Origin of the sequence: Oceanospirillum sanctuarii (genome assembly GCF_002150805.1) — a bacterium.
Lineage (GTDB): Bacteria > Pseudomonadota > Gammaproteobacteria > Pseudomonadales > Halomonadaceae > Oceanospirillum > Oceanospirillum sanctuarii.
In genome coordinates this window covers 263,135-289,439 of sequence record NZ_MTBA01000003.1, presented here as the reverse complement: position 1 = coordinate 289,439, position 26,305 = coordinate 263,135, and the positions used below count along the sequence as shown (strand labels likewise).

The window sequence follows — 26,305 nt, the reverse complement described above, 5'->3', positions numbered from 1 at the left end:
AAAGCAGGTAAGTAAGAAGCATCCAACTCTACTAAGCACTGCTGTTTTTTGGAGAACAAGCATGTACGCAGTTATCAAAACTGGCGGTAAACAGTACCGCGTTAAAGAAGGCGATGTCCTGAAAATCGAAAAGCTGGAACTGGAAACTGGTTCTGCTGTAGATTTCGATCAGGTTCTGCTGGTTGCTAACGGTGAAGACGTTAAAGTTGGCGCTCCTGTTGTGGAAGGCGCTAAAGTTTCTGCTGAAGTTGTAAGCCACGGTCGCGGTGATAAAGTTAAAATCATCAAGTTCCGTCGTCGTAAGCACAGCATGAAGCGTCAGGGCCACCGTCAGTGGTTCACCGAAGTAAAAATCACCGGCATCGCTGGTTAATTTTACTTAACAAAATTTCAGTTTCGGTCAGGCTCAATAATCACTCACGGAGTGGAGTCTGCCCGGCAAGATCAATTTAACGAGGAAGTACTCATGGCTCACAAAAAAGCTGGTGGTAGTACCCGTAACGGTCGCGATTCCGAGTCGAAACGCCTTGGTGTTAAGCGCTTCGGTGGTCAGGTAGTTAAAGCTGGTAACATCATTGTTCGTCAACGTGGTACTAAGTTCCACGCTGGCGTAAATGTTGGTATGGGCAAAGATCACACTCTGTTTGCAACTGCAGACGGCGTAGTGAAGTTTGAAGTACGTGGTCCGAAGAAACGTAAGACTATTACGATCGTACCTGCGTAAGACCGATTTTATCGGTTGAAAAAGCCTCGCCGTGTGCGGGGCTTTTTTCGTATCTGCCATAATTTAATGGTTCTCTGTTCAGGCGTAAGGCCGTCAGGGGATTGTAGGCAGACCCTGCAGGCTTGATCTGCAGGCAAGATTTCCATCGGCACCGTTTAATCTGAGGTGCCGGATACCTGCGCCGGATACCTGAATCAGATATCCAATACAGGGCTTTTCTACGGCTGGATGAACAATCGGTGGGATACACGGAGCTACCCGACAACACAGTTGTTGGTGTGTGGCCCGATGACAGATCCGCAGGGGTATGGCTGATGAAAAGCTGGAACAACACACCAGATTAAGAGCAAGCAAGCATGCAGTTTGTAGATGAAGCAAGTATTCACGTTGCTGCCGGTAAAGGCGGTAATGGTTGTCTGAGTTTTCGCCGTGAGAAATATATCGCCAAAGGCGGTCCGGACGGTGGTGACGGTGGTCACGGTGGTGACGTTATCCTTGTGGGTGACGACTCACTGAACACGCTGATCGATTTCCGCTATCAGCGTCGTTACCGTGCTGAAAACGGTGAAGGCGGTCAGGGGCGTCAGTGTTCCGGTAAAGCCGGTGAAAACCTGTATATTCAGGTGCCGGTAGGTACCACGGTAATCGATGAAGATACCCTGGAAGTGCTGGGTGATATCACCGAGATTGGCCAGGAGCTGACAGTTGCTCAGGGCGGTCGTCGTGGTCTGGGTAATACCCGCTTTAAGACCAGTACTAACCGTGCGCCACGTAAAACGACCAATGGCACGCTGGGTGAAGAGCGCAACCTACGTTTTGAAATGAAGGTTATGGCTGATGTGGGCCTTCTGGGGCTGCCAAATGCCGGTAAGTCTACTCTGATTCGTTCGGTATCTGCGGCCAAGCCAAAAGTGGCTAACTATCCGTTTACGACTCTGGTGCCAAACCTTGGTGTGGTAAAACTGGGCCAGTTTAAGCACTTTGTGATGGCGGATATTCCCGGATTGATCGAAGGTGCTTCTGAAGGTGCTGGTCTTGGCTTCCGTTTCCTGAAACACCTGACCCGTGCCCGTCTGTTGTTGCATCTGGTGGATGTGGCTCCGTTTGATGAGTCTGATCCGGTTGAGTCTGCGCAGGCGATTATCCGTGAGCTGGAGCAGTACAGCCCAACGCTGGCTGAGCGTCCACGCTGGCTGGTGCTGAACAAGCTGGATCTGCTGCCGGAAGAGGAGCAGGATGCAGTCTGCGAGCGTATTATCAGCGAGCTGAACTGGGACGGTCCGGTATTCCGTGTGTCAGCGATCAGCAGCGAAGGTACTCAGGTTGTTTGTCAGCAGATTATGAACTGGCTGGATGAACAGCGTGAACTGCAGGCGGAAAATCCTGAACTGGCGGAAGAAGAAGCTGAAATCCGCGAGCGTATGGAAGAAGAAGCGGTCGCTCGTGTGGAAGCTTATCTGGAGCGTCGTCATGGCCGTAAGCCTAAGACAGATGAGTTGCTCGATGATGAGGATGACGACGATGACGATTTTGATGACGATGATTACGACGTTGAGGTTGAGTACGCACCATAAGGCTGTTGGATGGCCGGTGTGATTCCGTCGGAAAATCGGAAACACGATTGAGGATCTGCAGTCTGAGTCAGACTGCAGCATTTGGATATTAAGGCTTGAATGAAGATGTCTCAGCGTGACAGGTTAGCGCGAGCTAAGCGCATTGTAGTGAAAATCGGCAGCGCCCTTCTGACCAATGATGGTGAGGGTTTGGATCTGCCAGCAATTTCAGCATGGGTAGACCAGATGGCCGCGCTGCGTCAGCAGGGTGTTGAGCTGATTCTGGTGTCTTCCGGTTCGGTTGCGGAAGGTATGAGCCGCCTCGGGCTGAAAGAGCGACCGTCAACGTTGCATGAGCTACAGGCTGCTGCTGCAGTGGGGCAGATGGGGCTGGTACAGGCCTACGAAAGCCAGTTTATGCGCCATGGCTTACGTGCGGCTCAGATTCTTCTGACTCATGATGACCTGTCAAACCGCAAGCGTTATCTGAATGCCCGGAGTGCGGTTAAAGCGCTGTTGGATCTGGGTGTGGTTCCCATTATCAATGAGAACGACACCGTTGTGACCGATGAGATTAAGTTCGGCGATAACGATACCCTGGGGGCTCTGGTGGCGAATCTGCTAGAAGCGGATGCTCTGATTATCCTGACCGATCAGGAAGGTCTGTTTACCGCGGATCCCCGCTCTAATCCTGAGGCGAACCTGATTGAGGAAGCCTGGGCTGATGATCCTGAGCTGGCTGAGATGGCGGGAGATGGTGGCCGTCTGGGTCGTGGTGGCATGATCACTAAAGTTCGTGCGGCTGGTCTTGCGGCACGCTCCGGTGCGACAACGCTGGTGGCCAGTGGTCGTCAGCCGGAGGTTCTGGTGCGTGCGGTGCAGGGTGAATCTATCGGAACGCTTTTCCTGCCGAAAGATACACCGTGGGCAGCCCGTAAACGCTGGTTGGCAGGGCATCTGCAAACCCGAGGTACTTTGGTGTTGGATGATGGCGCGGTTCGCGTGCTGCGCGACAAGAACACCAGTCTGCTGTCTGTCGGTGTAAAGCGTGCTTCTGGCCGTTTCCGCCGGGGGGACATGGTGCAGTGTGTCAGTGAGCAGGGTGAACTGATCGCTAAAGGTCTGGTCAATTACGATCATGAGGATGCATTAAAAATCCTCGGACAGCCCAGCAGTATGATAGAATCCCTGCTCGGTTATGTGGCTGATCCGGAATTGATCAATCGCGATAATCTGGTTTTGGTTTAAGAAAAGGCGGTTTCAGAAGCCGATTTTTCATCTTTTTTTCATTCTATGGCGTAAAGTCGTAGGAAAAAATGAGTCTTAATTGTCAAAAAGGCTGTTCATACCCTACGGATTACCGTAGAATGCGCACCCCTAAAGACGTTAGACTTTAATTCGTGAAAAGCGCATAATGCGCCTTTCAATTTAATTATACCGATTTCTCCAAGGAGCTTAACGGTGGCGAATATCGCATCTGCAAAAAAACGTGCACGCCAGGCTGAAAAGCGCCGCAATCACAATGCAAGCCTGCGCTCCATGGTGCGCACATACATCAAGCGCGTTGTTGCGGCAGTTGAAGCGGGTGATCACGCTAAAGCTATGGCAGAGTTCAATACAGCACAGCCTGTAATTGATCGTATTGCTGACAAAGGCATCATCTCTAAAAATAAGGCAGCTCGTACTAAGAGCCGTCTGAATGCGCGAGTTAAAGCTCTGGCTGCATAATTTAGAGGTTTTACCTTTGAAAAAACCGGCTTAGGCCGGTTTTTTTGTGCCTGAAATTCGGCAAAATGCTCCCTTCTCTGATTTATATCCCGTTAGACGATACGAACGAGCTGACCTCTACAGCCGATACCGCAGGAAAGCGCCATGTCAGACCAGAAGCCAACCGAATCCCAATCCGTTGAACAGTCCGCTGACGATCTGCAGTCACAGAACCAAGAGGCTCACTGCCAGGATTCTCACCGTCAAGAGTCTCACAAACAGGGTTTGCAGAAGTTAGAAACAGGTGAGCAGGCCGCTGGTGATAACAGGTCGTCAGAATCTGTGGCTGACCATAAACAGGTTCGTAAGCCGGGATTGTTGCGTTCCGGTGCGCTGGTCAGTGTAATGACGCTGCTGTCCCGTGTGCTGGGCCTGATGCGAGATATCGTGATCGCAGGATTGTTTGGTGCCGGTGCAGGCGCAGATGCCTTTTTTGTTGCCTTTAAGATCCCAAACTTTCTGCGCCGTCTGTTTGCCGAAGGTGCTTTTAATCAGGCTTTTGTGCCTGTGCTGTCGGAATATCGCAGCCAAAGAGACAGAGCTGCGGTTCGTGGTTTGATCGATTCTGTTGCCGGTACACTGGGTTTAACGCTTACGGGTATTACTCTGCTGGCAATTGTTGCGGCACCGCTGCTGGTTTGGGTGTTTGCTCCGGGCTTTACTCAGCTGCCGGAAAAACAGGCGCTGACCGCTGAAATGTTGCGCATCACCTTCCCGTATCTGCTACTGATCTCCCTGACCGCGTTTGCCGGTAGTATTCTTAACAGTTATGACCGTTTTGCAGTGCCGGCGTTTACACCTGTGTTGCTGAATCTCTCGTTGATCGGCGCGGCACTTTGGTTAACGCCGTATATGAGTGAGCCGGTCATGGCGCTGGCATGGGGGGTGTTGATCGCCGGTTGTGCCCAGCTCTTTTTTCAACTGCCGTTTCTGGCGCGTATTGGTCTGATGCCACGCCCTAAAGTGCGCTGGAAAGATGAAGGTGTGCGGCGGATTATGAAACTGATGGCTCCTGCGTTATTCGGTGTATCTGTCAGCCAGATCAATCTGCTGCTGGATACTGTGCTGGCTTCTTTCCTGGTCAGTGGCAGTGTTTCCTGGTTGTACTATTCCGATCGACTGGTGGAGCTGCCGTTAGGTGTTTTCGGTATTGCGGTTGCGACCGTGATTCTGCCGAGTCTTTCTACCAAACATGCCGAGAAATCCGGTGATGCCTTTGCCAAAACTCTGGATTGGGCGGTTCGCATGATACTACTGATCGCGGTGCCGGCAGCATTGGCGCTGACGGTTCTGGCGGAACCTCTGCTCTTTACTCTGTTCCAGTACGGTGCGATGACGGTGCACGATGTTGATATGGCGGCCATGAGTCTGCGTGCTTATGCGGTAGGTCTGCTCGCCTTTATGCTGATCAAGGTATTGGCACCAGGTTTCTATGCCCGTCAGGATACGAAGACACCGGTTAAGATCGGTATCATCGCCATGGTCGCTAATATGGTGTTCAACCTGCTGCTGGTGTTCTGGCTGGATCATGCGGGGCTTGCCCTTGCGACCTCGCTGTCTGCGTTTCTGAATGCCGGTCTGCTCTGGTACACCCTGCGTCGTGACGGTGTGTTTGTCTGGCAGGCGGGATGGGGACGTTACCTGATGCAGTTGACTCCGGCTGCGACGGTGATGGTGGTCCTACTGATCTGGCTGATGCCGGATGTCGAGCAATGGGCCGGTTTTGGCTGGCAGGAGCGGGTGTTGTGGCTAGGCGCTCTGGTGGTTGCCGGTGGTGGCAGTTACCTGGTGATGCTGGTTTTGGCCGGGTTGCGTTTACGCCATATCCGCCATTAGTCCTGAGTTTGCTTCAGCCAGCGGATAATCAGTGGTTGAAGGGATGCAGTGGCGTGGAATTTCGCTATAATCGGTCTCTTTTAGAAAATTCGTATGCTCAACCATCCGGCAGGTAACGCCGGCATGCGAATTGCTGATCGGCCTGATTGTTTTCAGGCATCGGTTAGCGGACATGATAAAACTCAGCTGACAGAAAATAGGTTATGACCGACAGGAGCAAAATGGAACTGATACGGGGTTTGCACAATTTACGTCCGAAACATCAGGGGTGTGTCGCCACAATCGGCAACTTTGATGGTGTGCACCTTGGGCATCAGGCAATTTTGCGTCAGGTTAAAGCCAAAGCGCTGGAGCTGGGTGTGCCTTCTGCTGTCGTTGTTTTTGAACCTCAGCCCCGTGAGTTTTTTGCTTCCAGCCAGGCTCCGGCTCGTCTGACCCGATTCCGCGATAAGGTGGAGCGTCTGACGGCGCAGGGCATTGATCGTATTCTCTGCCTGCCTTTTAACCAGAAGCTGGCCAGTCTCTCCGGTCGTGAATTTATCGATCAGGTGCTGATTCAGGGGCTGGGTGTCCGCCATCTTGTGGTGGGTGATGATTTCCGCTTTGGCTGTGACCGTGCTGGTGACTTTGCGCTTCTGCAGCAGGTCGGTAAGGAGCAGGGCTTTGATGTGGTGAATACCACCACTTTTGAAGTGGAGTCTGAACGGGTCAGCAGCACCCGAATCCGTACCGTACTGGCAGAAGCTAACTTTGTACTGGCCAACAAGCTGTTGGGCGTGCCTTACCAGATCAGTGGTCGTGTACTCCATGGCCGCAAGTTGGGGCGTCAGCTGGGCGTGCCAACAGCGAATCTGTCTCTGAAAGATAAACAACCGGCTTTACACGGTGTCTATACCGTACTGCTGAGTGGTGCTGATGGCCTGCTGCACAAAGGTGTGGCTAACATCGGTAACCGACCGACCATTGATGGTGTTCGCCCTGCGCTGGAAGTGCATCTGTTTGATTTTAACGGTGATCTGTACGGGCAGCGTGTACAGGTGACTTTTTGCAGTAAGCTGAGGGACGAACAGCGTTTCTCAGACGTTGCCGCCCTGCGGGAGCAGATCATGAAGGATCTGCAGCAAGCGCGGGATTATTTTGAGCAACATGCCAGTCAGGGTATTCCGCTGGCCAGTGGGCTGTTAGGCTGACCGGGCCGATGCCGGAGTGAAAAGCTGCCGACATCGTGAAACGAACCCTATTCCCATGCAGGGCCGATAACAGGCCGCCTGAACTAACAACCTGATACCAGATAAACCGACTAAGAGCAGCGATTCATAGCCATGAGCGACTACAAACATACTCTCAATCTTCCGGAAACCGATTTCCCGATGCGCGGTAATCTGCCGCAGCGCGAGCCATCCCGTCTGGCGCGTTGGGATGAGATTGGCCTGTACGAGAAACTGCGTAAGGCAGGTGAAGGTCGTCCGAAATTTGTTCTGCACGATGGCCCTCCGTATGCGAATGGCAACATTCACATCGGTCACGCGGTGAACAAAATTCTGAAGGATATGATTGTTAAGTCCCGTACCATGGCTGGCTTTGATGCCCCTTATGTTCCGGGCTGGGATTGTCACGGTCTGCCGATTGAGCACAAGGTTGAGACTCTGATCGGTCGCGCTGGTGACAAGGTGCCTTACCGTGAATTCCGCGCTAAGTGCCGTGAATATGCTGCTGAACAGGTTGCCGGTCAGAAAGCTGACTTTATCCGCCTGGGTATTCTGGGTGACTGGGAAAACCCTTACCTGACCATGAACTATCAGACCGAGGCGGATATCGTTCGTGCTCTGGGTCGTATCGTGGAAAACGGCCATCTGGTGAAAGGCTATAAGCCGGTTTACTGGAGTGTTGTCGGTCAGTCTGCTCTGGCAGAGGCTGAGGTTGAGTATCAGGACAAAACGTCTATCGCTCTGGATGTGGCCTTTACCTTTATCGATCAGGCCAAAGTACTGGAGCTGTTCGGTAATCCTGCAGGCGAAGGTGATGTGTCTGTTGTGATCTGGACCACTACCGCATGGACACTGCCGGTTAACCAGGCGGTTTCTCTGAACGCTAATCTTGATTACGCGCTGGTTCAGCTGCGTGATCAGCGCTTTGTTCTGGCTGCTTCCATGGTTGACGACATCATGGCGCGCTGGGGCGAAGACAAATTTGAAGTGCTGGCGACCGCTTCGGGTCAGGCGCTGGAAAATCTGCTGCTCAAACACCCGTTCTTCGACAAGCAGGTGCCGGTAATTCTGGGCGACCACGTCACTACAGATGCTGGTACGGGTGCGGTTCACACCGCTCCTGATCACGGTATGGAAGACTTTGTTGCGGGTAAAGCCTACGGCCTTGGCACTATCAATCTGGTTCAGGCAAACGGTGTTTACAGCGATGAAGCCGGTGAATTTTCCGGTCTGCATGTCTACAAGGCCGATCAGCCTGTGATGGATGCGCTGACCCGTGAAGGTAAGCTCGTTCACCACAAAGCCTTCGAACACAGCTACCCGCACTGCTGGCGAACCAAGACCCCTCTGATCTATCGTGCAACCCCTCAGTGGTTCGTATCGATGGAAGAAAAAGGTCTGAAGAAAGATGCGCTGGAAGCGATCAAAGGCGTGCAGTGGTTCCCGGGCTGGGGCCAGAACCGTATCGAAGCTATGGTTGAGCAGAGCCCTGACTGGTGTGTCTCCCGTCAGCGTACCTGGGGTGTGCCGATTACCCTGTTCATCAACAAAGAAACCGATGAACTGCACCCGAACACCGCTGAGCTGATCGAAAAAGTCGCTCTGCTGATGGAAAAAGAGGGTATGGATGCCTGGTTCGAACTGGATGCAGCTGAACTGCTGGGTGATGAAGCGGATCAGTACTACAAAGTAACCGATACCCTGGATGTTTGGTTCGATTCCGGTGTGACCCATCATGCGGTGCTGCGTCCCCGTGAAGAACTGACCTTCCCGGCAGACCTGTATCTGGAAGGTTCGGATCAGCACCGTGGCTGGTTCCAGTCGTCTCTGAAGACGTCTATTGCGATCAACGGCTGTGCACCCTACAAGCAGGTGCTGACCCACGGTTTCACCGTGGATGAAAAAGGCTACAAGATGTCCAAGTCTCTGGGCAACGTGATCGCGCCGCAGGAAGTGACCGACTCTCTGGGTGGCGACATCCTGCGTCTGTGGGTTGCGGCAACGGATTACTCCGGCGAGATGGCGGTATCCAAGCAGATTCTGCAGCGTACAGCGGACTCTTACCGTCGTATCCGTAACACCGCACGCTTCCTGCTGGCTAACCTGAACGGCTTCAACCCGGAAACCGATATGGTCAAACCGGAAGAGATGCTGTCTCTGGATCAGTGGGCGGTGGATCGTGCGCTGCAGCTGCAGGGTGAGCTGCAGGAAGCGTATAACGAATACCACTTCCTGAGCATCTACCAGAAGGTACATAACTTCTGTGCGCAGGATCTGGGTGGTTTCTATCTGGATATCATCAAAGATCGTCAGTACACCACACAGCCTGATAGCCTGGCTCGTCGTTCCTGCCAGACTGCTCTGTACCACATCATCGAAGCGCTGGTGCGCTGGGTAGCACCGATTCTGACCTTCACTGCAGAAGAGATCTACGAAAACATTCCGGGTCAGCGTGAAGAGTCTGTCTACCTGACAACCTGGTATGAAGGCCTGTTTGAAATGAAGGCTGACGGTGACAAAAACCGTGATTACTGGAACCGTATCGCTGATGTGAAAGAAGCGGTGAACAAGGCGCTGGAAGATGCCCGTAACGCAGGCACGGTAAAAGGCTCTATCGCGACAGAAGTGACGCTGTTTGCTGATGCGGAACTGAAAGCCCTGATTGACGGTCTGGGTGAAGAGCTGCGCTTTGTGCTGCTGACCTCTGATGCTCAGGTTGCGGATCTGGCTGACGCCGGTGATGCCGCAGAAACTGAGCTGGCAGGTCTTAAAGTTGCTGTTAAAGCGTCTGAACATGCTAAGTGTGGTCGTTGCTGGCACCATCGTGAAGATGTGGGTCAGAACGAAGAGCACCCTGAGCTGTGCGGCCGTTGTGTGACTAACCTGCCGGATGGCGAAGGTGAGCAGCGTCAGTTCGCATAACCTTTAAACCGGTTTTGCACTCGTTCGCTTCCGGTTTTAACTGAGCCGGAAACACCAGCAGAGGCGCCTAAGGGCGCCTCTGTTATAGCGAGGGTATAAACCCGCTTTCTGAGAATATATTCGTGGATCAAACTAAGGACAAAAAGGGTGCTCAGCTGAAATGGCTACTGCTGAGTGTTCTGGTCGTGGCAGTGGACCTGCTTTCCAAGGCGTGGGTGACCGACAGTTTTAACTATGCAGAACGTCTTTATGTGCTGCCGGTATTTGACCTGACCTTATTGCACAACACAGGTGCAGCGTTTAGCTTTCTGGCGGATGGGTCCGGTTGGCAGCGTTGGTTTTTTGCCTTGATTGCAGTGGCTGTCAGCGGAGGCCTTCTGGTCTGGATCGCTAAACTGAAAGCGAATGAAACCTGGTTGGCCTGTGCATTGGCTCTGGTTCTGGGTGGTGCTCTGGGCAACCTCCATGACCGTATTTTGTTAGGTTATGTGGTGGACTTCCTGCTGTTCCATTGGGATAACGCCTACTTTCCGGCTTTCAATCTGGCAGATGCCGCTATCACCTTAGGTGCCGGTATGCTGATTGTCGATATGATCCGTAACCCTGAAAGTAGCAAACAAAAAAACTGAGCACGTTTTGCGTGATCAGCAGGCTTTAAGATGAATTTCAACGGATAGCATTGTTGCTGTCTGACAGGTTGAGCAAGGCTCAGCCAGCAACGAATAAAGGTAGAAATCATGAGTGAACAACAGATTGGTCCCGGTAAACAGGTTACTTTGCACTTTGCACTGAAACTGGCTGAAGAAGGTGCTGTTGTGGACAGTACGTTTGATAAAGACCCTGTGCGTCTGATTGTGGGTGATGGCAACCTGCCGGAAGGTTTTGAAAAACCGCTGCACGGTCTGACCGCGGGCACCAAGCAGGAATTTGATATCGCTCCTGAGCATGCTTTTGGCCAGCACAACCCAAGTAATATTCAGAAACTGCCCCGCGCGCAGTTTGCTCCGGATCTGAATCTGGAGCCGGGTCTGATGCTGAGCTTTGCTGATAAAGCTAACGGCGAACTGCCGGGTGTTGTGGTTGAGTTTGATGACGAACAGGTAACGGTTGATTTCAACCACCCTCTGGCGGGTCGTCCACTGAAATTTGAAGTGGAAATTATCGCTGTTGAGGATGCTGAACCTCAGGCCACTGAAGCTTAATCGCTAAAACATACGCTCTACCCTCTGACGGCTTTTAAAGAGAGACATCATGTCAGTAAACGAAGTTAATCCGGCGCAGATGCAGATCAAACTGGCTAATCCACGGGGCTTTTGTGCCGGTGTGGATCGTGCTATTGAGATCGTTAATCGTGCCCTTGAAGTGTTTGAACCACCCATCTATGTGCGTCATGAAGTGGTGCACAATAAGTTTGTGGTCAATGACCTGAAAGCGCGCGGAGCCATCTTTGTCGATGAGCTGCATGAGGTGCCGGACGATACCATCGTTATTTTCAGTGCCCACGGTGTTTCCAAAGCGGTACAGGATGAAGCGGATCGTCGTGGTCTTAAAGTGTTTGATGCTACCTGTCCTCTGGTAACCAAGGTCCACCTTGAAGTACTGCGTTACAGCAAGCAGGGGCAGGAGTGTATTCTGATAGGCCACGAAGGCCACCCGGAAGTTGAAGGCACCATGGGGCGTTATGATACCTCGGCGGGAGGCACCATCTATCTGGTTGAGAATGAGACCGATGTGGCGGGGCTTGAGGTGCGTGACGCATCGAAACTGGCCTTTGTCACTCAGACGACGCTTTCGATGGATGATACCGCTCGTGTGATCGATGCCTTGCGAGCTAAGTTCCCTGATATTCAGGGGCCGAAGAAAGACGATATCTGTTATGCCACTCAGAATCGTCAGGATGCGGTTAAACAGCTGGCTGTGGAATGTGATCTGGTGCTGGTCGTGGGTTCACCAAATAGCTCCAATTCCAACCGTCTCCGTGAACTGTCTGAGCGTATGAATACTCAGGCTTATCTGATTGATAACGCTACTGAGATCGATCCGGACTGGTTAGCAAATCAGCCTAAAATCGGAATCACTGCAGGCGCTTCGGCACCGGCGGTACTGGTTCAGGAAGTGATTGATCGTCTGAAGGAGCTGGGCGCTGATGATCCGGTTGAGCTGGATGGTCGCGAAGAGAATGTCGTCTTCTCGATTCCCAAGGAGCTTCGTCTGACGGATATCAGCGAATAGCGTCTTTTGGATACCGATAAAAAACGCCGTCTGAATATTTGATATCCAGGCGGCGTTTTTATTTGGCTAAAGGCTATTTGCTCCGGCCATTAACTCAGATGCGATTGAGTTGGGGAAATAGTTACCAGCAGGCCGCCGGGGATTTGTTTTCACCGGATGTCGACTTGGTCAGCTCGATTCTGCTGCAACCGGTATCGCCTGCCTGTGCACCTGTGGCATTCGCGGTAATCTTATAGCCTGTGGCATTAGCGCCGCTGACGGACAGTGTATAGAAACCTTCTGACGAGGTGGTCGAGGTATTCAGGCCGGTGCTGGTCAGATCGCTGGTATAACTGTTATGACTTGCGCGCCAATTTTCCTGAGCAAGCTGAATGCGTAGAATTGCTGTGTGAGCATCAGTACGACGGCTTTCAAAGGCATAGCTTTGGTAAGACGGGTAGGCAACGACTGCAAGAATGCCAACGATGGCGATGACAATCAGTAGTTCTATCAGAGTAAATCCGTTTTCTTTCTTTATAGATCCAGGCATGGGGCGTCCTTTCTGATCCTGATCATAGGGCCGGATTCTGGCGGCCTTGCGGGCAACAAACACTGATGAACAGTGCTTGTGAATCCTATTTCTGCGTGGCATGTTAAGACAATTATGCACGAAAAAACAGAGGGCAGTATGAGAGCGCAGGGATTCACTCTGATAGAGCTGCTGATCACTTTAGCCATTGTGGCGATTTTAGCGGGTTTAGCCGCCCCTAATATGGGCGAATATATAGAGCAGGAGCGGGTTCGGGGGGCATTGGTTAACCTGAAGCAGGAGCTTGCCTATGCCCGTTCCGAAGCAATCAAACGAAATGCGACAGTTTTCATTTCATCAACTCCCGGGGCTGCCTGGTGCCTCGGAATGAGCTTGTCAGCAAACTGTGATTGCTCGCTGACAGACCCTGATCAGGGGGCTGCCTGCTCTCTACCGGTCAATGGCGTGAATGTTTTGCGTCGGATTAATAACGTCGACTATCCCGGTGTTTCTATGGATGCTGCTATAGGTCTTGAATTTGATGGTATTCGGGGAGTCTCATCTCAGGCGGATACCCTTGAGTTATCCTCAGATAACTTTGCCGGCGAGGTGGTGATCTCCCGAATTGGTCGGGTAAGAAGCTGTGGCAATATCAGTGGCATGGAGGGCTGCTAGCATGACTCCCGGTAAACAGAATGGCTTTACCCTGCCTGAACTCCTTATCTCATTAGTGCTGGGCCTCACCTTGGTTGGAGCCGTAATGTCCGCCTATCTGACGACGCTTAAATCCTCTGGCGATAACAACGAGCAGGCTCAGTTAAATCATAATCTGAGAGCAAGCCTGGATCTGATCTTAAGTGATCTGAAAAGGGCGGGAGGGCTTGGCGATGACAGTCTGCCGGCGACACAAACGGCGCTCCAGAATCTCTATGCCAATAATCCTTTCAACGACAGTGTCAGTAATCTCAGGCTTTGGGATTGTAATGGCGCTAATGAGTGCTCCTGTGTGACCTACAGCTACGATGAAGAGGGAGATAACGATCCCTATAATGCTGGAGGGGCAATGAATCACTTTGGATTTAAGTTGAGCGGTGACCGCTTACAGATTCGAACCGGATCAGTTGTTGCTGCGGGCGGGGCGCATCCGGGTTGTGGCTATGATGCCGCTCTGAATACCTGGGAATCGCTGACAGAAGATGACGTTCAGATCACGCAGTTCGCCGTGAGTTATATTGATGGCAATGGCAATATTCTGGCCGCTCCTACAGCCATTAATATTCCTGATGGTAATGCCTGTAGTGCAGGTGATATCTGCATTGAAGAGCGTAATCTTCAGGTTACCATCAGCGGCACCAAGGATGAATTTTCGCTAACGGTTACCGGTAAAGTGAGGGTGCGCAATGATCGCTACATCCCTTAAAAAATACCAACAGGGCATGGCAACGCTTATGTTTGCTGTTGTGTTGCTGATTGCCCTTACCGTGATTACCTTTCTGAGTGCTAAAACACTTCTGACTGAACAGGCTATTTCAGCCAACGAATACCGAAGTAAAGAGGTCAGCTATGCTGCAGAAGCTGCCCTTGAATACGGTATTGCCTGGTTGGATGCCAATGATCCCGCTTTTGCCAGCTGGAATAATGACGATCTGGATGGCGATGGGGTTAACTACAATGATTTAAGTGCCGCAAATACGACTGTGGTTAGTGGTGGTGATACGTACAATCTTTCAGTGGCCTATCTGCGTGAATGTCTCGAGGATCCTGAACCGGCAAATATCGCCGATTGCGAACAATGGGTGGTAGAAGTTGAAGCTACCGCTACTGCCGCCTCTGACTCTGATCTCAGCCGAAAGCAATGGATACGGGTGCTCCAGACTCCGAATGCAACGGATCCTGCTCAGACCGACTTTATTCGTATTCCGGGCAGCTGGCGTGACTGGTGATCTGTTTTCAAAGGCGCATCAATACCTAGGGAAGGGTATCGTGGTGATTATATGAAAAAACAACAAACGGGAATGACCCTGATCGAAATCCTGATCATCGTACTGGTGGTCTCGGTGGGTATGGCTGCGACGGCAAAATTTCAGGGTGATCTTCTGCAATCCGGGGCGACAACAAAGGCACGGACTCAGGCGTTGGCATTTGTGCAGAATGAGATAGAAACCCTGAGGATGAATCATGGTGTTGCAGCAGCCGGTAGTCAGGATGATGTTGCTGGCAGTAATGCTTCCTACGATGTCAGCTGGAGTGTTACTGCCCTTGCGGGGCTGGCAAATACAGATCAGTACACAGCGACTGTTGCCTGGAATGATAACCAGAATAGAGCGCAAAGCGTGCAACTGGGTACAGTGCTTTATGCAGACCGTATGCTGGGTGGCGGCACTGCTGATAATGTCGTACGGTCGGAAGCCGCACAATGTGTCTTTTCAGATTGTTCTTCCGAAGATGAGGAAAGCAATCCGGACATTGAAGTGACGGTTGATATCAATGGTGAGGAGCAGGTTGTTATCACGGATGTTGTTGATGGTCTGGATATTACCGAGGATGGCTTGAGTCAATTGGGTAAAAAGGATACGACCCTTACAGGTAATGACTTTATTAGCAAGCTCAATGGCAGTGGTAGTTTTTCTGCAACAAACGGTAATGACAAATTTTTGATTCAGGGTAAAGCAAATGGCTCCGTCTATGTGAACATGCGGGGCGGGAACGATATTCTGCAAATCGGAGATGAGCTGACAGGGTCTGCAGATATCAACATGGGGTCAGGCGATGACTTGCTGATTCTGGGTAATATCGGCGGTAGCGCAACCGTTGATGGTGGTGCTGGTACAGATACCCTGTGTTTCACCGATATTTCCCAGTCTCAGTTTGATGGTGCTTCGCTTTCAATCCGCAACTTTGAGCTGCTACTGTTTAACGATGGTTCCTATCTGTTCCAGAATGGTTACAGTATTCCGGAATCCAGTATCCCGGTTGGCTGTGGCAGTAGCGGCCAACAACAAGATGGTTATCGTTATCCGGTTACGGTCAAAATCCTCTTTACCAGTGCTGCTGATGCTGAAAAAGACAGCGTTGCGGATATTTTTGACAGTTCAACCCTTGTGGATCCCGTGCCTGATGATCCGGCTGACGGGACGGTCTATCTGGATTTCTACCAGGATAATCATTACTTCTTTTATCTCAACGAGCTTACCGCTGTCGAAGAGGACATTGACGATGGTAGCGGCTCAACGGTTACGCGCTTTGTCAAAACGCTGAGTTTTGATATCCAGTCACAGACCCAGTTGTTGGCAACAAATCAGATCTTCGCCTGTTCCGCATGGACAGGGGATAATAAAGATCAGCTGGAAATAACAATGCAGGATTCCGAGTGTACACCCTAGTGCTCGGTGGCTATAAGAGGGGAACAAGTTGAACGATTTTCTGATCGTTGGTGGTGGCGTTATCGGTATGATGACCGCCCGCACACTGGCGGATTCCGGTGCGGATGTCACCATCGTCGATAAAGGCGAATTGTGTAAAGAGTCCTCCTGGGCGGGTGGTGGTATCGTTTCGCCCCTTTATCCGTGGCGTTACCGTTCGGAGATTACAGCGCTGGCGAACTGGTCGCAGGGATATTACCCGGCTTTAGCCAAACAGCTGGCGGAAGAAACCGGTATCGATCCTGAGTTCCGCTCCGGTGGCATGCTGATGTTGCGGGTAGAGGATGAAGCTGACGCTCTGGCGTGGGCTGAGAAATATCAGCAGCCCCTGACTCAGGTCAGTAAAGAGTTTATCTACAGCACAGAAGCCAATATCGCCCCCGGAAAAGAGCAGGCGATCTGGATGCCGGAAGTGGGCAGTATCCGTAATCCGCGACTGGGTCAGTCTTTGAAGAAGAGTCTTGAGCAGCGCCCAAACGTACGTATTCTGGAAAATGTCGACGTTAAAAGCATCCGCGTGATGGATGGGCAGGCGATCGGGGTTAATACCGCCAACTCGGTACTGAGTGCCGGTCAGGTGATTATCTGTAGCGGTGCCTGGAGTGCTGGCCTGCTGAAAACCGAAGACGCGGATCTTGGCGATCTGTTGCCTGAACTGCCGATTGAGCCGGTTCGTGGTCAGATGATGGTCTATAAGGCGGAACCCGGTCTGGTCGATCGGGTCGTCATGCTGGATGGTCGTTATGTGATTCCCCGCAATGATGGCCGGATTCTGGTGGGCTCTACTCTGGAATATGATGGTTTCAATAAGCAAACCACAGCGGAGGCCCGACAGTCTCTGCAGGCCAGCGCAGAAGCGATTCTGCCTGCGCTGAAGGATATTCCGGTTGAGCATCACTGGTGTGGTTTACGCCCGGGGTCTCCGGATGGCGTACCCTTTATCGGTGCGGTCGATGGCATTCGTCATCTGCATATCAACGCGGGTCACTTCCGGAATGGTCTGGTTTTGGCACCTGCTGCCACTGAGTTGCTTTGCAACCAGCTTTTGGGACAGAAACCTATTATTGATCCGGCACCTTATCAGCTAGCTCAGAGACTGGAAGAGGCTGCCGCCGGAGAGATGATCTGAGACTCAGGTTGTATTAAAAATTTCCCTGTCTGCGTGACATCCGCAAAGGATGGGCCCGGCAAGGTTGCGGTAATAAAAAAGAGGCTGTGGAATAGCTTATCCACAGCCTCTTTTTGTTTGTTTTATCTGTATACGACAGGCTTCGGGTTAGCGCTGCTCAGGCCCGTGATCCAGAAAATGATCTCTGTGTTCATGGCAGCAGAACCAGAGGCTCTCATGCTTAACCGCATCGTTTTGTGGCAGGTGCAGGTTGCAGTAGCGGCACTGAACCATCTGCTCCGAGTCAGTTGATTTCTGCTGCTGAACCGCTTCATCGTTCTGCTGAGATTCCAGTTTTTTCTGGTTGTAAGCTTTCAGCAGTCGAATGCCGACCCAGACAATCCCGATAAAGATAATTAAACGAAAAATAATAAAACCCATGATCTCATCCTAAAGCTGAGTTTTGGAGCTGCCGCTTGAGCGCTTTCTGTTCAGCGCTTGGATACCAGCAGCAGCGAAAGATTCATTTTTGCTCTTCAGTGAGCTATTCACTTACAGGTTAGCCAAACAGGTCTGGTACCAAGGCTCTCCATGGAGCCTTGCTGCCTTCACCCAGAGGCTTGATCAGTGACAGCTTGCCGTTCGAGGTCAGTTGCTTGTGTTTCGGGTACTGGGATTTCAGCAGATTGAGGGCTTCACGGGCTTCTTTCTCCATGCCCAGATGCAGATAGGCTTCGGACAGAGCTGCCAGAGCATCGCCGGAAACACCCGCTGTCGGATAGTTCTCCAGCGCAAACTGGCTGCGCTTAATCGCTGCGACATAACCGCCTTTACGGATATAGAACTGAGCGATAAAGATTTCCCGGCGCGCCAGTACGTTACGGATATAGAGCATACGCTGACGGGCATCGGTGGCGTAGCGGCTGTCCGGGAAACGGCGCAGGAAGGTATCAAAGTCCGTGAAGGCATCACGGGTTGCACCCAGATCGCGCTCAGAGATGTCGATCAGCTCAAGACCTTCCAGCATATAGCGACCAGCCATATAAGAAGACAGTCCCTTCATGTAGTAAGCGTAATCGACCTGAGCATGACGAGGGTGCAGACGGATAAAGCGGTCGGCAGTTGCCCGAGCTGTTTCGTAGTCCTGACTGCGGTATTGAGCATAGATCTGCTCCAGTACGGCTTGTTCTGAGAAACGGCCCAGGGGGTATTTGGTTTCCAGGGTTTCCAGCAGCTCAAGGCTACGGATAAAGTTACTGCCTTCCAGTGCATCCCGGGCTTCCAGATAAAGCTGACGTTCAGCTTTAGCCAGGTCCGCCGCAGACTGGTCACCGGCACAACCGGTAAGCAGTAATGTCAGACCCGTGAAAACAGCCAGCAGTGACTGACGGGAAAAAAGGCCGGAACTGATGGCGTTGCCCGTATGAGCGTTGCGGCCACAGCGTTTATAATGACGAAAAGAAACTGGCTTACGCATAATCACCAAAAGAGCTGTTTTCAATGGTAGAATGAACGGCGAATGACTATAGCACAGGCCGCTGACAAATACGTGTTTGGAATCGGTCGGTTCCGAGGCTTTTCTGACACGCAGAGCCAGCTAGGGTTTCACTCGTTCAGGCAATAAAGCCCAGATATTATCTCTTACCCGGACCTTTTTTCATCCATGGCTGAATCAATTTCGCTGCAAGCAACCGTCCCCTTCGAACTGAGCGGTTCCCGACTGGATCAGATTGCTGCAGAACTCTTTCCCGATTACTCCCGCTCCCGCCTGCAAAGCTGGATCAAATCCGGTGAGCTGACTGTTAACGGTGCCCAGCGTAAACCGAAAGAGAAACTGACCGGCGGCGAAGTGCTGAAAGTCGAAGCCACAGAAGAGAACAACGAAGAGTGGGTGGCGCAGGATATTGCTCTGGATATCGTTTATGAGGATGACGATATTCTGGTGATCAACAAGCCTGCAGGGCTTGTGGTTCACCCGGCTGCGGGTCACCAGAGCGGCACTTTGCTGAATGCTCTGCTGCATCATGCACCGGATATGGCGCACCTGCCCCGTGCGGGTATTGTGCACCGTCTGGATAAAGACACCACGGGTCTTATGGTGGTGGCGAAAAACCTGATGGCACAGAATGCTTTAGTGGAACAGCTGCAGGATCGCTCCATGGGACGTGAATATGAAGCGGTTTCCGTCGGTGTCATGACCGGTGGTGGCAAGGTCGATGCACCGATTGGTCGTCACGATAAAGACCGTAAGCGTATGACGGTAACGAACTCCGGTAAACCGGCAGTGACGCATTACCGTGTGCTGCAGCGCTATCGCGGCCATACCCATATTCGCTGCAAACTGGAAACCGGCCGTACCCACCAGATTCGTGTGCACATGTCCCATATCAGCTATCCGCTGGTTGGCGATCCGGTTTATGGCGGTCGTATGCGCCTGCCGGCTGGCAGCAGTGAAGGCCTGAAACAGGCGCTGCGTCACTTCAACCGTCAGGCACTGCATGCCAAACGTCTTGAGCTTTGGCACCCTGCCACTGGAGATCTCATGGAGTGGGAAGTGGATCTTCCCGAAGATTTCCTAAACCTGCTGGAAGCGCTGGAAACAGATCTGGAAAACTAATGCGTAACGCCTTTGCTTTTATGGCCCCTCACTGGCCAGCGCCGAAAAATGTAAAGGCGTTAGTCACATCCCGCGAACGGGGCGGAAATCAGGCTCCGTTCGACAATTTCAACATGGCAGAGCACGTTGGTGATAACCCGGCAGCTGTTGCCATGGCCCGTGAAGACCTGCAAAGTTTTGTCGGCGAGAAGCACCCTCTGCTCTGGCTGAATCAGACCCACAGCACTATCGTGGCAGACAGCTTCACGCCCAATATCGAGGCGGATGCCTCCGTTGCCTTTGATTCCGATTACGCCTGCGTTGTTATGACCGCAGACTGCTTGCCGGTGTTTTTCTGTTCCGAAGATGGCGACAAGGTTGGCGTCGCTCATGCGGGCTGGCGCGGTTTGGCCGATGGCGTATTAGAAGCAACTTTGGACAAGCTGGGTATCGAGCCGGAGAAAACACTAGTCTGGTTAGGCCCTGCTATCAGCAGCAAGCACTTTGAAGTGGGTGATGAAGTTCGTCAGCGTTTTGTGGAAGAGATGCCGCAGTGCTTTGATTGCTTTGAACCCAGCCCCTTCCGTCTGAAGCATTACATGGCGGATCTGTATCAGCTGGCGCGACTGCGACTGGCAGAACGAGGTGTGGAGCAGGTGTACGGCGGTGCCTTCTGCACCTACGCCGAGCGTAAGCGCTTCTACTCCTACCGACGTGATGGCCAGACCGGCCGCATGGCAAGTATTATCTGGCTGGCTGAGTAGCCCTTACTTCTTCGCTGTCTCATTAAGTAAAGCGTGTTCCCACCTCTGCGTGGGAACGCTAATTTTCACGCCTATCCTGACCCATATCAAACCTCAAAACAGCATCCCGCCTTGAACTCCACGGTTTCGTCCCTATCTTTCCGGTATAAGCAATAACCCACCTGTCGGAAACCCCGACTACACTTCGGCTAAAAAGCCCGACGACACATCACGGGGTTACACAGGTCTACCGAGGAATACGAAATGCGTGTTGACCGTTTAACCGGAAAACTTCAGCAGGCGCTTGCTGATGCGCAATCTATGGCTGTGGGCCATGACCATAACTTACTGCAACCTGTTCACCTGATTCTGGCGATGCTGGAGCAGCGCGATGGTTCGATCCGTCCGCTGATCACTCAGGCTGGCGGTGACTTTAATAAACTCCGTAACGAGTTACGTGAGCAGTTTGAATCTCTGCCGGTGATCTCCAATAACGACGGCCAGATCATGATGTCTCCGGATCTGGGCGGCATTCTGAATCTGGCGGATAAAGAGTCCCAGCAGCGCAAAGATACCTATATCTCCAGCGAACTGGTGCTGCTGGCTGCGGCTCAGGATAAGGGCGATACCGGCAAGCTGATTCGTGGCTGTGGCCTGACCAAAGACTCTCTTTCAAAAGCCATTGATCAGGTGCGAGGTGGCCAGAGCGTGGATGATCCGAATACTGAAGAACTGCGCCAGTCACTGGATCGCTTTACCGTTGATCTGACTCAGCGTGCGCTGGATGGCAAGCTTGATCCTGTGATCGGTCGTGACGACGAGATCCGCCGTACCATTCAGGTTCTGCAGCGTCGTACCAAGAACAACCCGGTACTGATCGGTGAACCCGGTGTCGGTAAGACCGCCATCGTGGAAGGTCTGGCCCAGCGCATTATCAATGGCGAAGTACCGGAAGGTCTGAAAAACAAAAAGGTGTTGTCGCTGGATATGGGCTCTCTGATCGCCGGTGCCAAATACCGTGGTGAGTTCGAAGAGCGCCTGAAAGCCGTGCTCAACGAGCTGGCAAAACAGGAAGGCCAGATCATCCTCTTTATCGACGAGCTGCACACCATGGTGGGCGCGGGTAAAGGTGAAGGTGCGATGGACGCGGGCAATATGCTCAAGCCTGCGCTGGCTCGTGGTGAGCTGCACTGTGTGGGCGCGACCACGCTGGATGAATACCGTCAGTACATCGAAAAAGATGCCGCGCTGGAACGTCGCTTCCAGAAGGTGCAGGTGGATGAGCCGTCTGAAGAAGACACCATCGCTATTCTGCGTGGTCTGAAAGAGCGTTACGAGCTGCACCACGGTGTGGATATTACCGATGGTGCGCTGATTGCCGCCTCCAAGCTGTCGCAGCGTTATATCACTGACCGTCAGCTGCCGGATAAAGCGATCGACCTGATTGACGAAGCGGGTTCCCGTATCCGTATGGAGATGGACTCCAAGCCGGAAGAGATGGATCGTATGGATCGCCGCCTGATCCAGCTGAAGATCGAACGTGAGGCGCTGAAGAAAGAGAACGACGATGCTGCGCGCAAACGTCTGGCCCATCTGGAAGGCGTGATTCAGGATCTGGAGCGCGAATACGCGGATCTGGATGAGATCTGGCGCAGTGAGAAATCTGCTGTACAGGGCACTCAGCAGCTGAAGAGCGAACTGGAACAGGCCCGTCTGGATCTGGAAGTTGCCCGCCGCGCCGGTGACCTGGCGAAAATGTCAGAGATTCAGTACGGCATCATCCCGGACCTTGAACGCAGCATGGAAATGGCGTCTCAGGCGGAAGAGGTCGAGCATCAGCTGCTGCGTAACCGTGTCACCGAAGAAGAGATCGCAGAAGTGGTTTCCAAGTGGACGGGTATTCCGGTCAGCAAAATGCTGGAATCCGAGCGCGAGAAACTGCTGCGTATGGAAGAAGCGCTGCATGAGCGCGTGATCGGTCAGGAAGAAGCGGTGGGAGCCGTTGCTAACGCTGTGCGCCGTTCCCGCGCGGGTTTGGCTGATCCGAATCGCCCGAACGGTTCTTTCCTCTTCTTAGGCCCTACCGGTGTCGGTAAAACCGAGCTGTGTAAGTCACTGGCGAAGTTCCTGTTTGATACCGAAGAGGCGATGGTTCGTATCGATATGTCTGAGTTTATGGAGAAGCACTCCGTGGCTCGTCTGATCGGTGCGCCTCCGGGTTATGTCGGTTATGAAGAGGGCGGTTACCTGACGGAAACCGTGCGTCGTAAGCCTTACTCTGTTGTGCTGCTGGATGAGGTGGAAAAAGCCCATCCGGATGTGTTCAACATTCTGCTGCAGGTGCTGGAAGATGGCCGCCTGACTGATGGTCAGGGTCGTACCGTGGACTTCCGCAATACGGTTATCGTGATGACCTCGAACCTGGGTTCTGATGTGATTCAGGCCTACGGTGGTCAGGACGAGCAGTACGATGAGATGAAGAACAAGGTGATGGATGTTGTCGGTAGTCACTTCCGTCCGGAACTGGTCAACCGTATCGATGAAGTGGTGGTGTTCCATAGCTTGGGTCGTGATGCGGTGAAAGGCATCGCACGGATTCAGCTGCAACGCCTGCAGCAGCGTCTGGATGAGCGCGAGCTGACCATTCAGCTGTCGGAAGATGCGCTGGATCAGCTGGTCGAAGTGGGCTTCGATCCTGTTTACGGAGCCCGCCCGCTGAAGCGTGCCCTGCAACGCTGGATCGAAAACCCGCTGGCGCAGGAGATCCTCTCTGGCAAATTCGCCCCCGGCCACACCATCAAAGTGGAAGTCCGCGACGGTGAACTGGTGTTTGTATAAGCAACAGTCTGACTGCTTGTTGAAAAGGCGTCCTTCGGGATGCCTTTTTGTTAATGAAGTGGTGCATTTCACAGATAACAAATGACCAACTTAAAGGTTGGCTCTGAGAGTATAAAACCTCAGAAAATGTGCGGTTGCACCAATCCTAATCGAATGATTTTGCTAAAAAAGCCTGTTTTTATTTTGCGCTGCACCAAAAAGGCTCATAACCGCCTTAACTCGCCCTATTGTTCTATTGACATCTTTAACCTGCTGTTAGAACCTAATTGTCCTTATTTTCCGGGCGTAGAGTACAGGGCGAACCCCGACCATCTACGTGAAAGGGTAAACAGGCTTTATTTACCCACCGAAGGAATAGCAGGCCCAGGTTTACCCGCCAGGCCTGGCTGACGCCCCGACCCGCATTTACCCGTGCGAAGAAGAGTGCAGAACCTATCCGGTTCTATGTGCCAGGTAAGGCAGCCTAGTCATGAGCCTGCATGATCAGGAGCGCGCGCGTGGCTGCCCTTATATCTATTCAGTCACATAGTCCGCACCTAATTGGAAAGCATTCTTTTAGCTCGATGTTCCCGACTGTCCAAAGATGACGGGGAACTCAAATTTGGGGGTTCACTACGGTGGAATTACTTTCTGGCGCCGACATGCTCGTTCGTTCTCTTCAGGATGAGGGCGTTGAGTATATCTACGGTTATCCCGGCGGATCGGCACTTCATATCTACGATGCCATATTCCGCCAAGATAAAGTTAAACACATTCTGGTCCGTCACGAGCAGGGTGCTGCTCACATGGCAGACGGTTATGCCCGTGCCTCGGGTAAGCCAGGTGTGGTTCTTGTTACCTCAGGTCCTGGTGCGACCAACACAGTAACGGGTATTGCAACCGCGTATATGGATTCGATTCCTATGGTTGTTATCTGTGGTCAGGTAATGAGTCATCTGATTGGCGAAGACGCCTTCCAGGAAACCGATATGATTGGTGTTTCACGCCCTGTGGTTAAGCACAGCTTTAGTGTGAAGCACGCTTCGGAAATTCCTGAGATCATCAAGAAAGCTTTCTATATCGCTTCAACCGGTCGTCCGGGTCCTGTAGTTGTGGATATCCCTAAGGATATGACTGCCCCGACCGATCGTTTTGAATACGAATATCCGAAAAAAGTTAAGATTCGCTCATACAACCCTGTGACCCGTGGCCACACTGGTCAGATCAAGAAAGCGGTTGAGATGATGCTGAAAGCCAAGCGTCCGATTATGTACGCGGGTGGCGGTGTTATTCTGGGCAAATCCTCTGATAAGTTCACTGAGCTGGCGAAAAAACTGGGCTTCCCGGTAACCACATCCCTGATGGGTATTGGTTCTTTCCCGCAGACTGATGAGCAGAGTGTTGGCTGGCTTGGTATGCATGGTAGCTATGAAGCTAACATGACCATGCACAATTCGGATCTGATCGTATGTATCGGTGCCCGTTTTGATGACCGTGCGACTAACAACGTGAGCAAGTTCTGCCCGACGGCGAAGATTGTTCATGTGGATATCGATCCGACCTCTATCTCCAAAACCGTTCGCGCAGACGTGCCGATTGTAGGCCCGGTTGACTCGGTTCTGAATGAGATGCTGGATCTGCTTAAGCAGGCGAAAGCGACGCCGGATGCTGATGCTCTGGCAACCTGGTGGAAACAGATCAACGAATGGCGTGCAAGCCGTCCTGAGCTGTATCAGGTTGAGGAAGATCGTCCGATCAAACCTCAGCAGGCAGTTGAAGCTCTGTGGAAGGTAACCAATGGTGATGCTTATGTTGTAACCGACGTAGGTCAGCACCAGATGTTTGCTGCTCAGTACTACAAGTTCGACAAGCCGAACCGTTGGATCACCTCCGGTGGTCTGGGCACCATGGGTTTTGGTTTCCCGGCAGCGATGGGTATCAAGCTGAACTACCCGGACAATGATGTTGCGCTGGTAACCGGTGAAGGTAGCTTCCAGATGATGCTGCAGGAGCTGTCGACCTGTAAGCAGTACAATATTCCGGTGAAGATCATCAACCTGAATAACCAGTCTCTGGGTATGGTGCGTCAGTGGCAGGATCTGAACTACAAAGAGCGTCACTCTCACTCATATATGGAGTCCCTGCCGGACTTCGAGAAGCTGATCGAAGCTTATGGCCACGTTGCTATGACCGTTAATCGCATTGAAGATCTTGAGCCGACCCTTGAGAAGGCCTTTGCGATGAAGGATGAGCTGGTGTTTGTAAACGTAATGGTCGATCCGAAAGAGCACGTTTACCCAATGCAGATCCCGCAGGGATCGATGCGTGATATGTTGCTGAGTAAGACGGAGCGTACCTGATCATGAGACACATTATCTCCATCCTGATGGAAAACGAGGCTGGTGCGCTGTCCCGTGTTGTGGGCCTGTTCTCTCAGCGTAACTTCAACATCGAATCGCTGAACGTTGCACCAACGGAAGATCCGACGCTGTCTCGCCTGACGCTGACCACTGTCGGTTCTGATCAGGTGATTGAGCAGATCACCAAGCAGCTGAACAAGTTGCTGGACGTGGTGAAGCTGGTTGACCTGACCGAAGGTCAGCATATCGAGCGTGAGCTGATGCTGATTAAAGTGAAGGCGGTTGGTGCTCAGCGTGCAGAAGTTAAACGCACAACGGATGTTTTCCGTGGCCAGATCGTGGATATGACCAGCACAACCTACACCATTCAGATGACGGGTGAAGGTGACAAGCTGGATGCCTTTATCCAGGCTCTGGGGCTGAATACGGTTCTTGAAGTGGTGCGTACCGGTGTTTCCGGTATCTCCCGCGGTGAGAAAGTACTTAGCCTGTAACCTTCGGGTTGCACA

At 52.2% G+C, this 26,305-nt stretch carries 24 protein-coding genes; 21 read left to right on the top strand and 3 right to left on the bottom strand.

What is annotated here, in order from left to right:
• Positions 1–61: 61 nt before the first annotated feature.
• The 11 genes from rplU to ispH all read left to right on the top strand — a co-directional run bounded on the left by rplU (position 62) and on the right by ispH (position 12,242).
• Positions 62–373: a 50S ribosomal protein L21 gene (rplU, locus tag BV405_RS05105; protein ID WP_086479788.1), complete on the top strand. Its 312-nt coding sequence runs from the start codon at positions 62–64 to the stop codon at positions 371–373.
• A gap of 93 nt (positions 374–466) precedes the next feature.
• A complete protein-coding gene (gene rpmA / locus BV405_RS05100; RefSeq protein ID WP_086479787.1) occupies positions 467–724 on the top strand; it encodes a 50S ribosomal protein L27 in 258 nt (85 codons plus the stop codon).
• A 356-nt stretch (positions 725–1,080) separates the two neighbouring features.
• On the top strand, positions 1,081–2,298 hold the full coding sequence (gene cgtA / locus BV405_RS05095) for an Obg family GTPase CgtA (RefSeq protein WP_086479786.1): 1,218 nt from the start codon (positions 1,081–1,083) through the stop codon (positions 2,296–2,298).
• Between the two features lie 105 nt (positions 2,299–2,403).
• Complete coding sequence (gene proB / locus BV405_RS05090; protein WP_425435131.1) at positions 2,404–3,525, top strand: glutamate 5-kinase; 1,122 nt, start codon at positions 2,404–2,406, stop codon at positions 3,523–3,525.
• A 213-nt stretch (positions 3,526–3,738) separates the two neighbouring features.
• Positions 3,739–4,005 carry a 30S ribosomal protein S20 gene (gene rpsT, locus BV405_RS05085; protein WP_086479784.1) on the top strand — a complete coding sequence of 89 codons (267 nt, stop codon included), beginning with the start codon at positions 3,739–3,741 and terminating at the stop codon, positions 4,003–4,005.
• Positions 4,006–4,389: 384 nt separating this feature from the next.
• Positions 4,390–5,880: a murein biosynthesis integral membrane protein MurJ gene (murJ, locus tag BV405_RS05080; RefSeq protein ID WP_245832265.1), complete on the top strand. Its 1,491-nt coding sequence runs from the start codon at positions 4,390–4,392 to the stop codon at positions 5,878–5,880.
• A gap of 221 nt (positions 5,881–6,101) precedes the next feature.
• Positions 6,102–7,070, top strand: a complete 969-nt coding sequence (gene ribF / locus BV405_RS05075) for a bifunctional riboflavin kinase/FAD synthetase (protein ID WP_086479782.1) — start codon at positions 6,102–6,104, stop codon at positions 7,068–7,070.
• A gap of 132 nt (positions 7,071–7,202) precedes the next feature.
• The gene (gene ileS, locus BV405_RS05070) at positions 7,203–10,010 is read left to right on the top strand and encodes an isoleucine--tRNA ligase (protein ID WP_086479781.1); all 2,808 of its coding nucleotides are present in this window, start codon (positions 7,203–7,205) and stop codon (positions 10,008–10,010) included.
• Between the two features lie 122 nt (positions 10,011–10,132).
• Positions 10,133–10,639 (top strand): signal peptidase II, encoded by a 507-nt coding sequence (lspA, locus tag BV405_RS05065; RefSeq protein WP_086479780.1) that lies wholly within the window; start codon positions 10,133–10,135, stop codon positions 10,637–10,639.
• Positions 10,640–10,747: 108 nt separating this feature from the next.
• Entirely contained in the window at positions 10,748–11,212 is a 465-nt protein-coding gene (locus BV405_RS05060; protein ID WP_086479779.1) for an FKBP-type peptidyl-prolyl cis-trans isomerase, read from the top strand.
• A gap of 79 nt (positions 11,213–11,291) precedes the next feature.
• On the top strand, positions 11,292–12,242 hold the full coding sequence (gene ispH / locus BV405_RS05055) for a 4-hydroxy-3-methylbut-2-enyl diphosphate reductase (RefSeq protein WP_086480143.1): 951 nt from the start codon (positions 11,292–11,294) through the stop codon (positions 12,240–12,242).
• Positions 12,243–12,363: 121 nt separating this feature from the next.
• Here ispH and BV405_RS17970 read toward each other — a convergent pair whose 3' ends face one another.
• A complete protein-coding gene (locus BV405_RS17970; RefSeq protein WP_086479778.1) occupies positions 12,364–12,771 on the bottom strand; it encodes a type IV pilin protein in 408 nt (135 codons plus the stop codon).
• Between the two features lie 138 nt (positions 12,772–12,909).
• Here BV405_RS17970 and BV405_RS05045 point away from each other — a divergent pair, with 138 nt between their 5' ends.
• From BV405_RS05045 to thiO, 5 genes are read left to right on the top strand one after another with little or no spacing between them, the layout of a single operon-like run.
• Positions 12,910–13,425, top strand: coding sequence for a GspH/FimT family pseudopilin (locus BV405_RS05045; RefSeq protein ID WP_176330055.1), 516 nt, complete (start codon positions 12,910–12,912; stop codon positions 13,423–13,425).
• A gap of 1 nt (position 13,426) precedes the next feature.
• Positions 13,427–14,170, top strand: coding sequence for a PilW family protein (locus BV405_RS05040; RefSeq protein ID WP_086479776.1), 744 nt, complete (start codon positions 13,427–13,429; stop codon positions 14,168–14,170).
• On the top strand, positions 14,151–14,693 hold the full coding sequence (locus BV405_RS05035; protein ID WP_086479775.1) for a pilus assembly PilX family protein: 543 nt from the start codon (positions 14,151–14,153) through the stop codon (positions 14,691–14,693). Before BV405_RS05040 ends, BV405_RS05035 begins: the two co-directional genes overlap by 20 nt.
• A 51-nt stretch (positions 14,694–14,744) precedes the next feature.
• Positions 14,745–16,133, top strand: a complete 1,389-nt coding sequence (locus BV405_RS05030) for a PilV family protein (protein WP_140054470.1) — start codon at positions 14,745–14,747, stop codon at positions 16,131–16,133.
• Between the two features lie 28 nt (positions 16,134–16,161).
• Positions 16,162–17,301 carry a glycine oxidase ThiO gene (gene thiO, locus BV405_RS05025; protein ID WP_086479773.1) on the top strand — a complete coding sequence of 380 codons (1,140 nt, stop codon included), beginning with the start codon at positions 16,162–16,164 and terminating at the stop codon, positions 17,299–17,301.
• Between the two features lie 147 nt (positions 17,302–17,448).
• On the opposite strand, the gene BV405_RS05020 is transcribed toward thiO, so the two are convergent.
• Complete coding sequence (locus BV405_RS05020; protein WP_086479772.1) at positions 17,449–17,721, bottom strand: PP0621 family protein; 273 nt, start codon at positions 17,719–17,721, stop codon at positions 17,449–17,451.
• A 118-nt stretch (positions 17,722–17,839) separates the two neighbouring features.
• A complete protein-coding gene (locus BV405_RS05015; RefSeq protein ID WP_086479771.1) occupies positions 17,840–18,757 on the bottom strand; it encodes an outer membrane protein assembly factor BamD in 918 nt (305 codons plus the stop codon).
• A gap of 186 nt (positions 18,758–18,943) precedes the next feature.
• Between BV405_RS05015 and rluD the strand changes: the two genes are divergently transcribed.
• From rluD to ilvN, 5 genes are all read left to right on the top strand, one after another.
• Positions 18,944–19,897 (top strand): 23S rRNA pseudouridine(1911/1915/1917) synthase RluD, encoded by a 954-nt coding sequence (gene rluD, locus BV405_RS05010; protein WP_086479770.1) that lies wholly within the window; start codon positions 18,944–18,946, stop codon positions 19,895–19,897.
• Complete coding sequence (gene pgeF / locus BV405_RS05005) at positions 19,897–20,640, top strand: peptidoglycan editing factor PgeF (RefSeq protein WP_086479769.1); 744 nt, start codon at positions 19,897–19,899, stop codon at positions 20,638–20,640. Before rluD ends, pgeF begins: the two co-directional genes overlap by 1 nt.
• Positions 20,641–20,883: 243 nt before the next feature.
• Positions 20,884–23,457, top strand: coding sequence for an ATP-dependent chaperone ClpB (gene clpB / locus BV405_RS05000; RefSeq protein ID WP_086479768.1), 2,574 nt, complete (start codon positions 20,884–20,886; stop codon positions 23,455–23,457).
• A 617-nt stretch (positions 23,458–24,074) separates the two neighbouring features.
• Positions 24,075–25,796 (top strand): acetolactate synthase 3 large subunit, encoded by a 1,722-nt coding sequence (locus tag BV405_RS04995; RefSeq protein ID WP_086479767.1) that lies wholly within the window; start codon positions 24,075–24,077, stop codon positions 25,794–25,796.
• 2 nt (positions 25,797–25,798) lie between these two features.
• Positions 25,799–26,290 (top strand): acetolactate synthase small subunit, encoded by a 492-nt coding sequence (gene ilvN, locus BV405_RS04990; RefSeq protein ID WP_086479766.1) that lies wholly within the window; start codon positions 25,799–25,801, stop codon positions 26,288–26,290.
• The last annotated feature ends 15 nt before the right edge of the window (positions 26,291–26,305 follow it).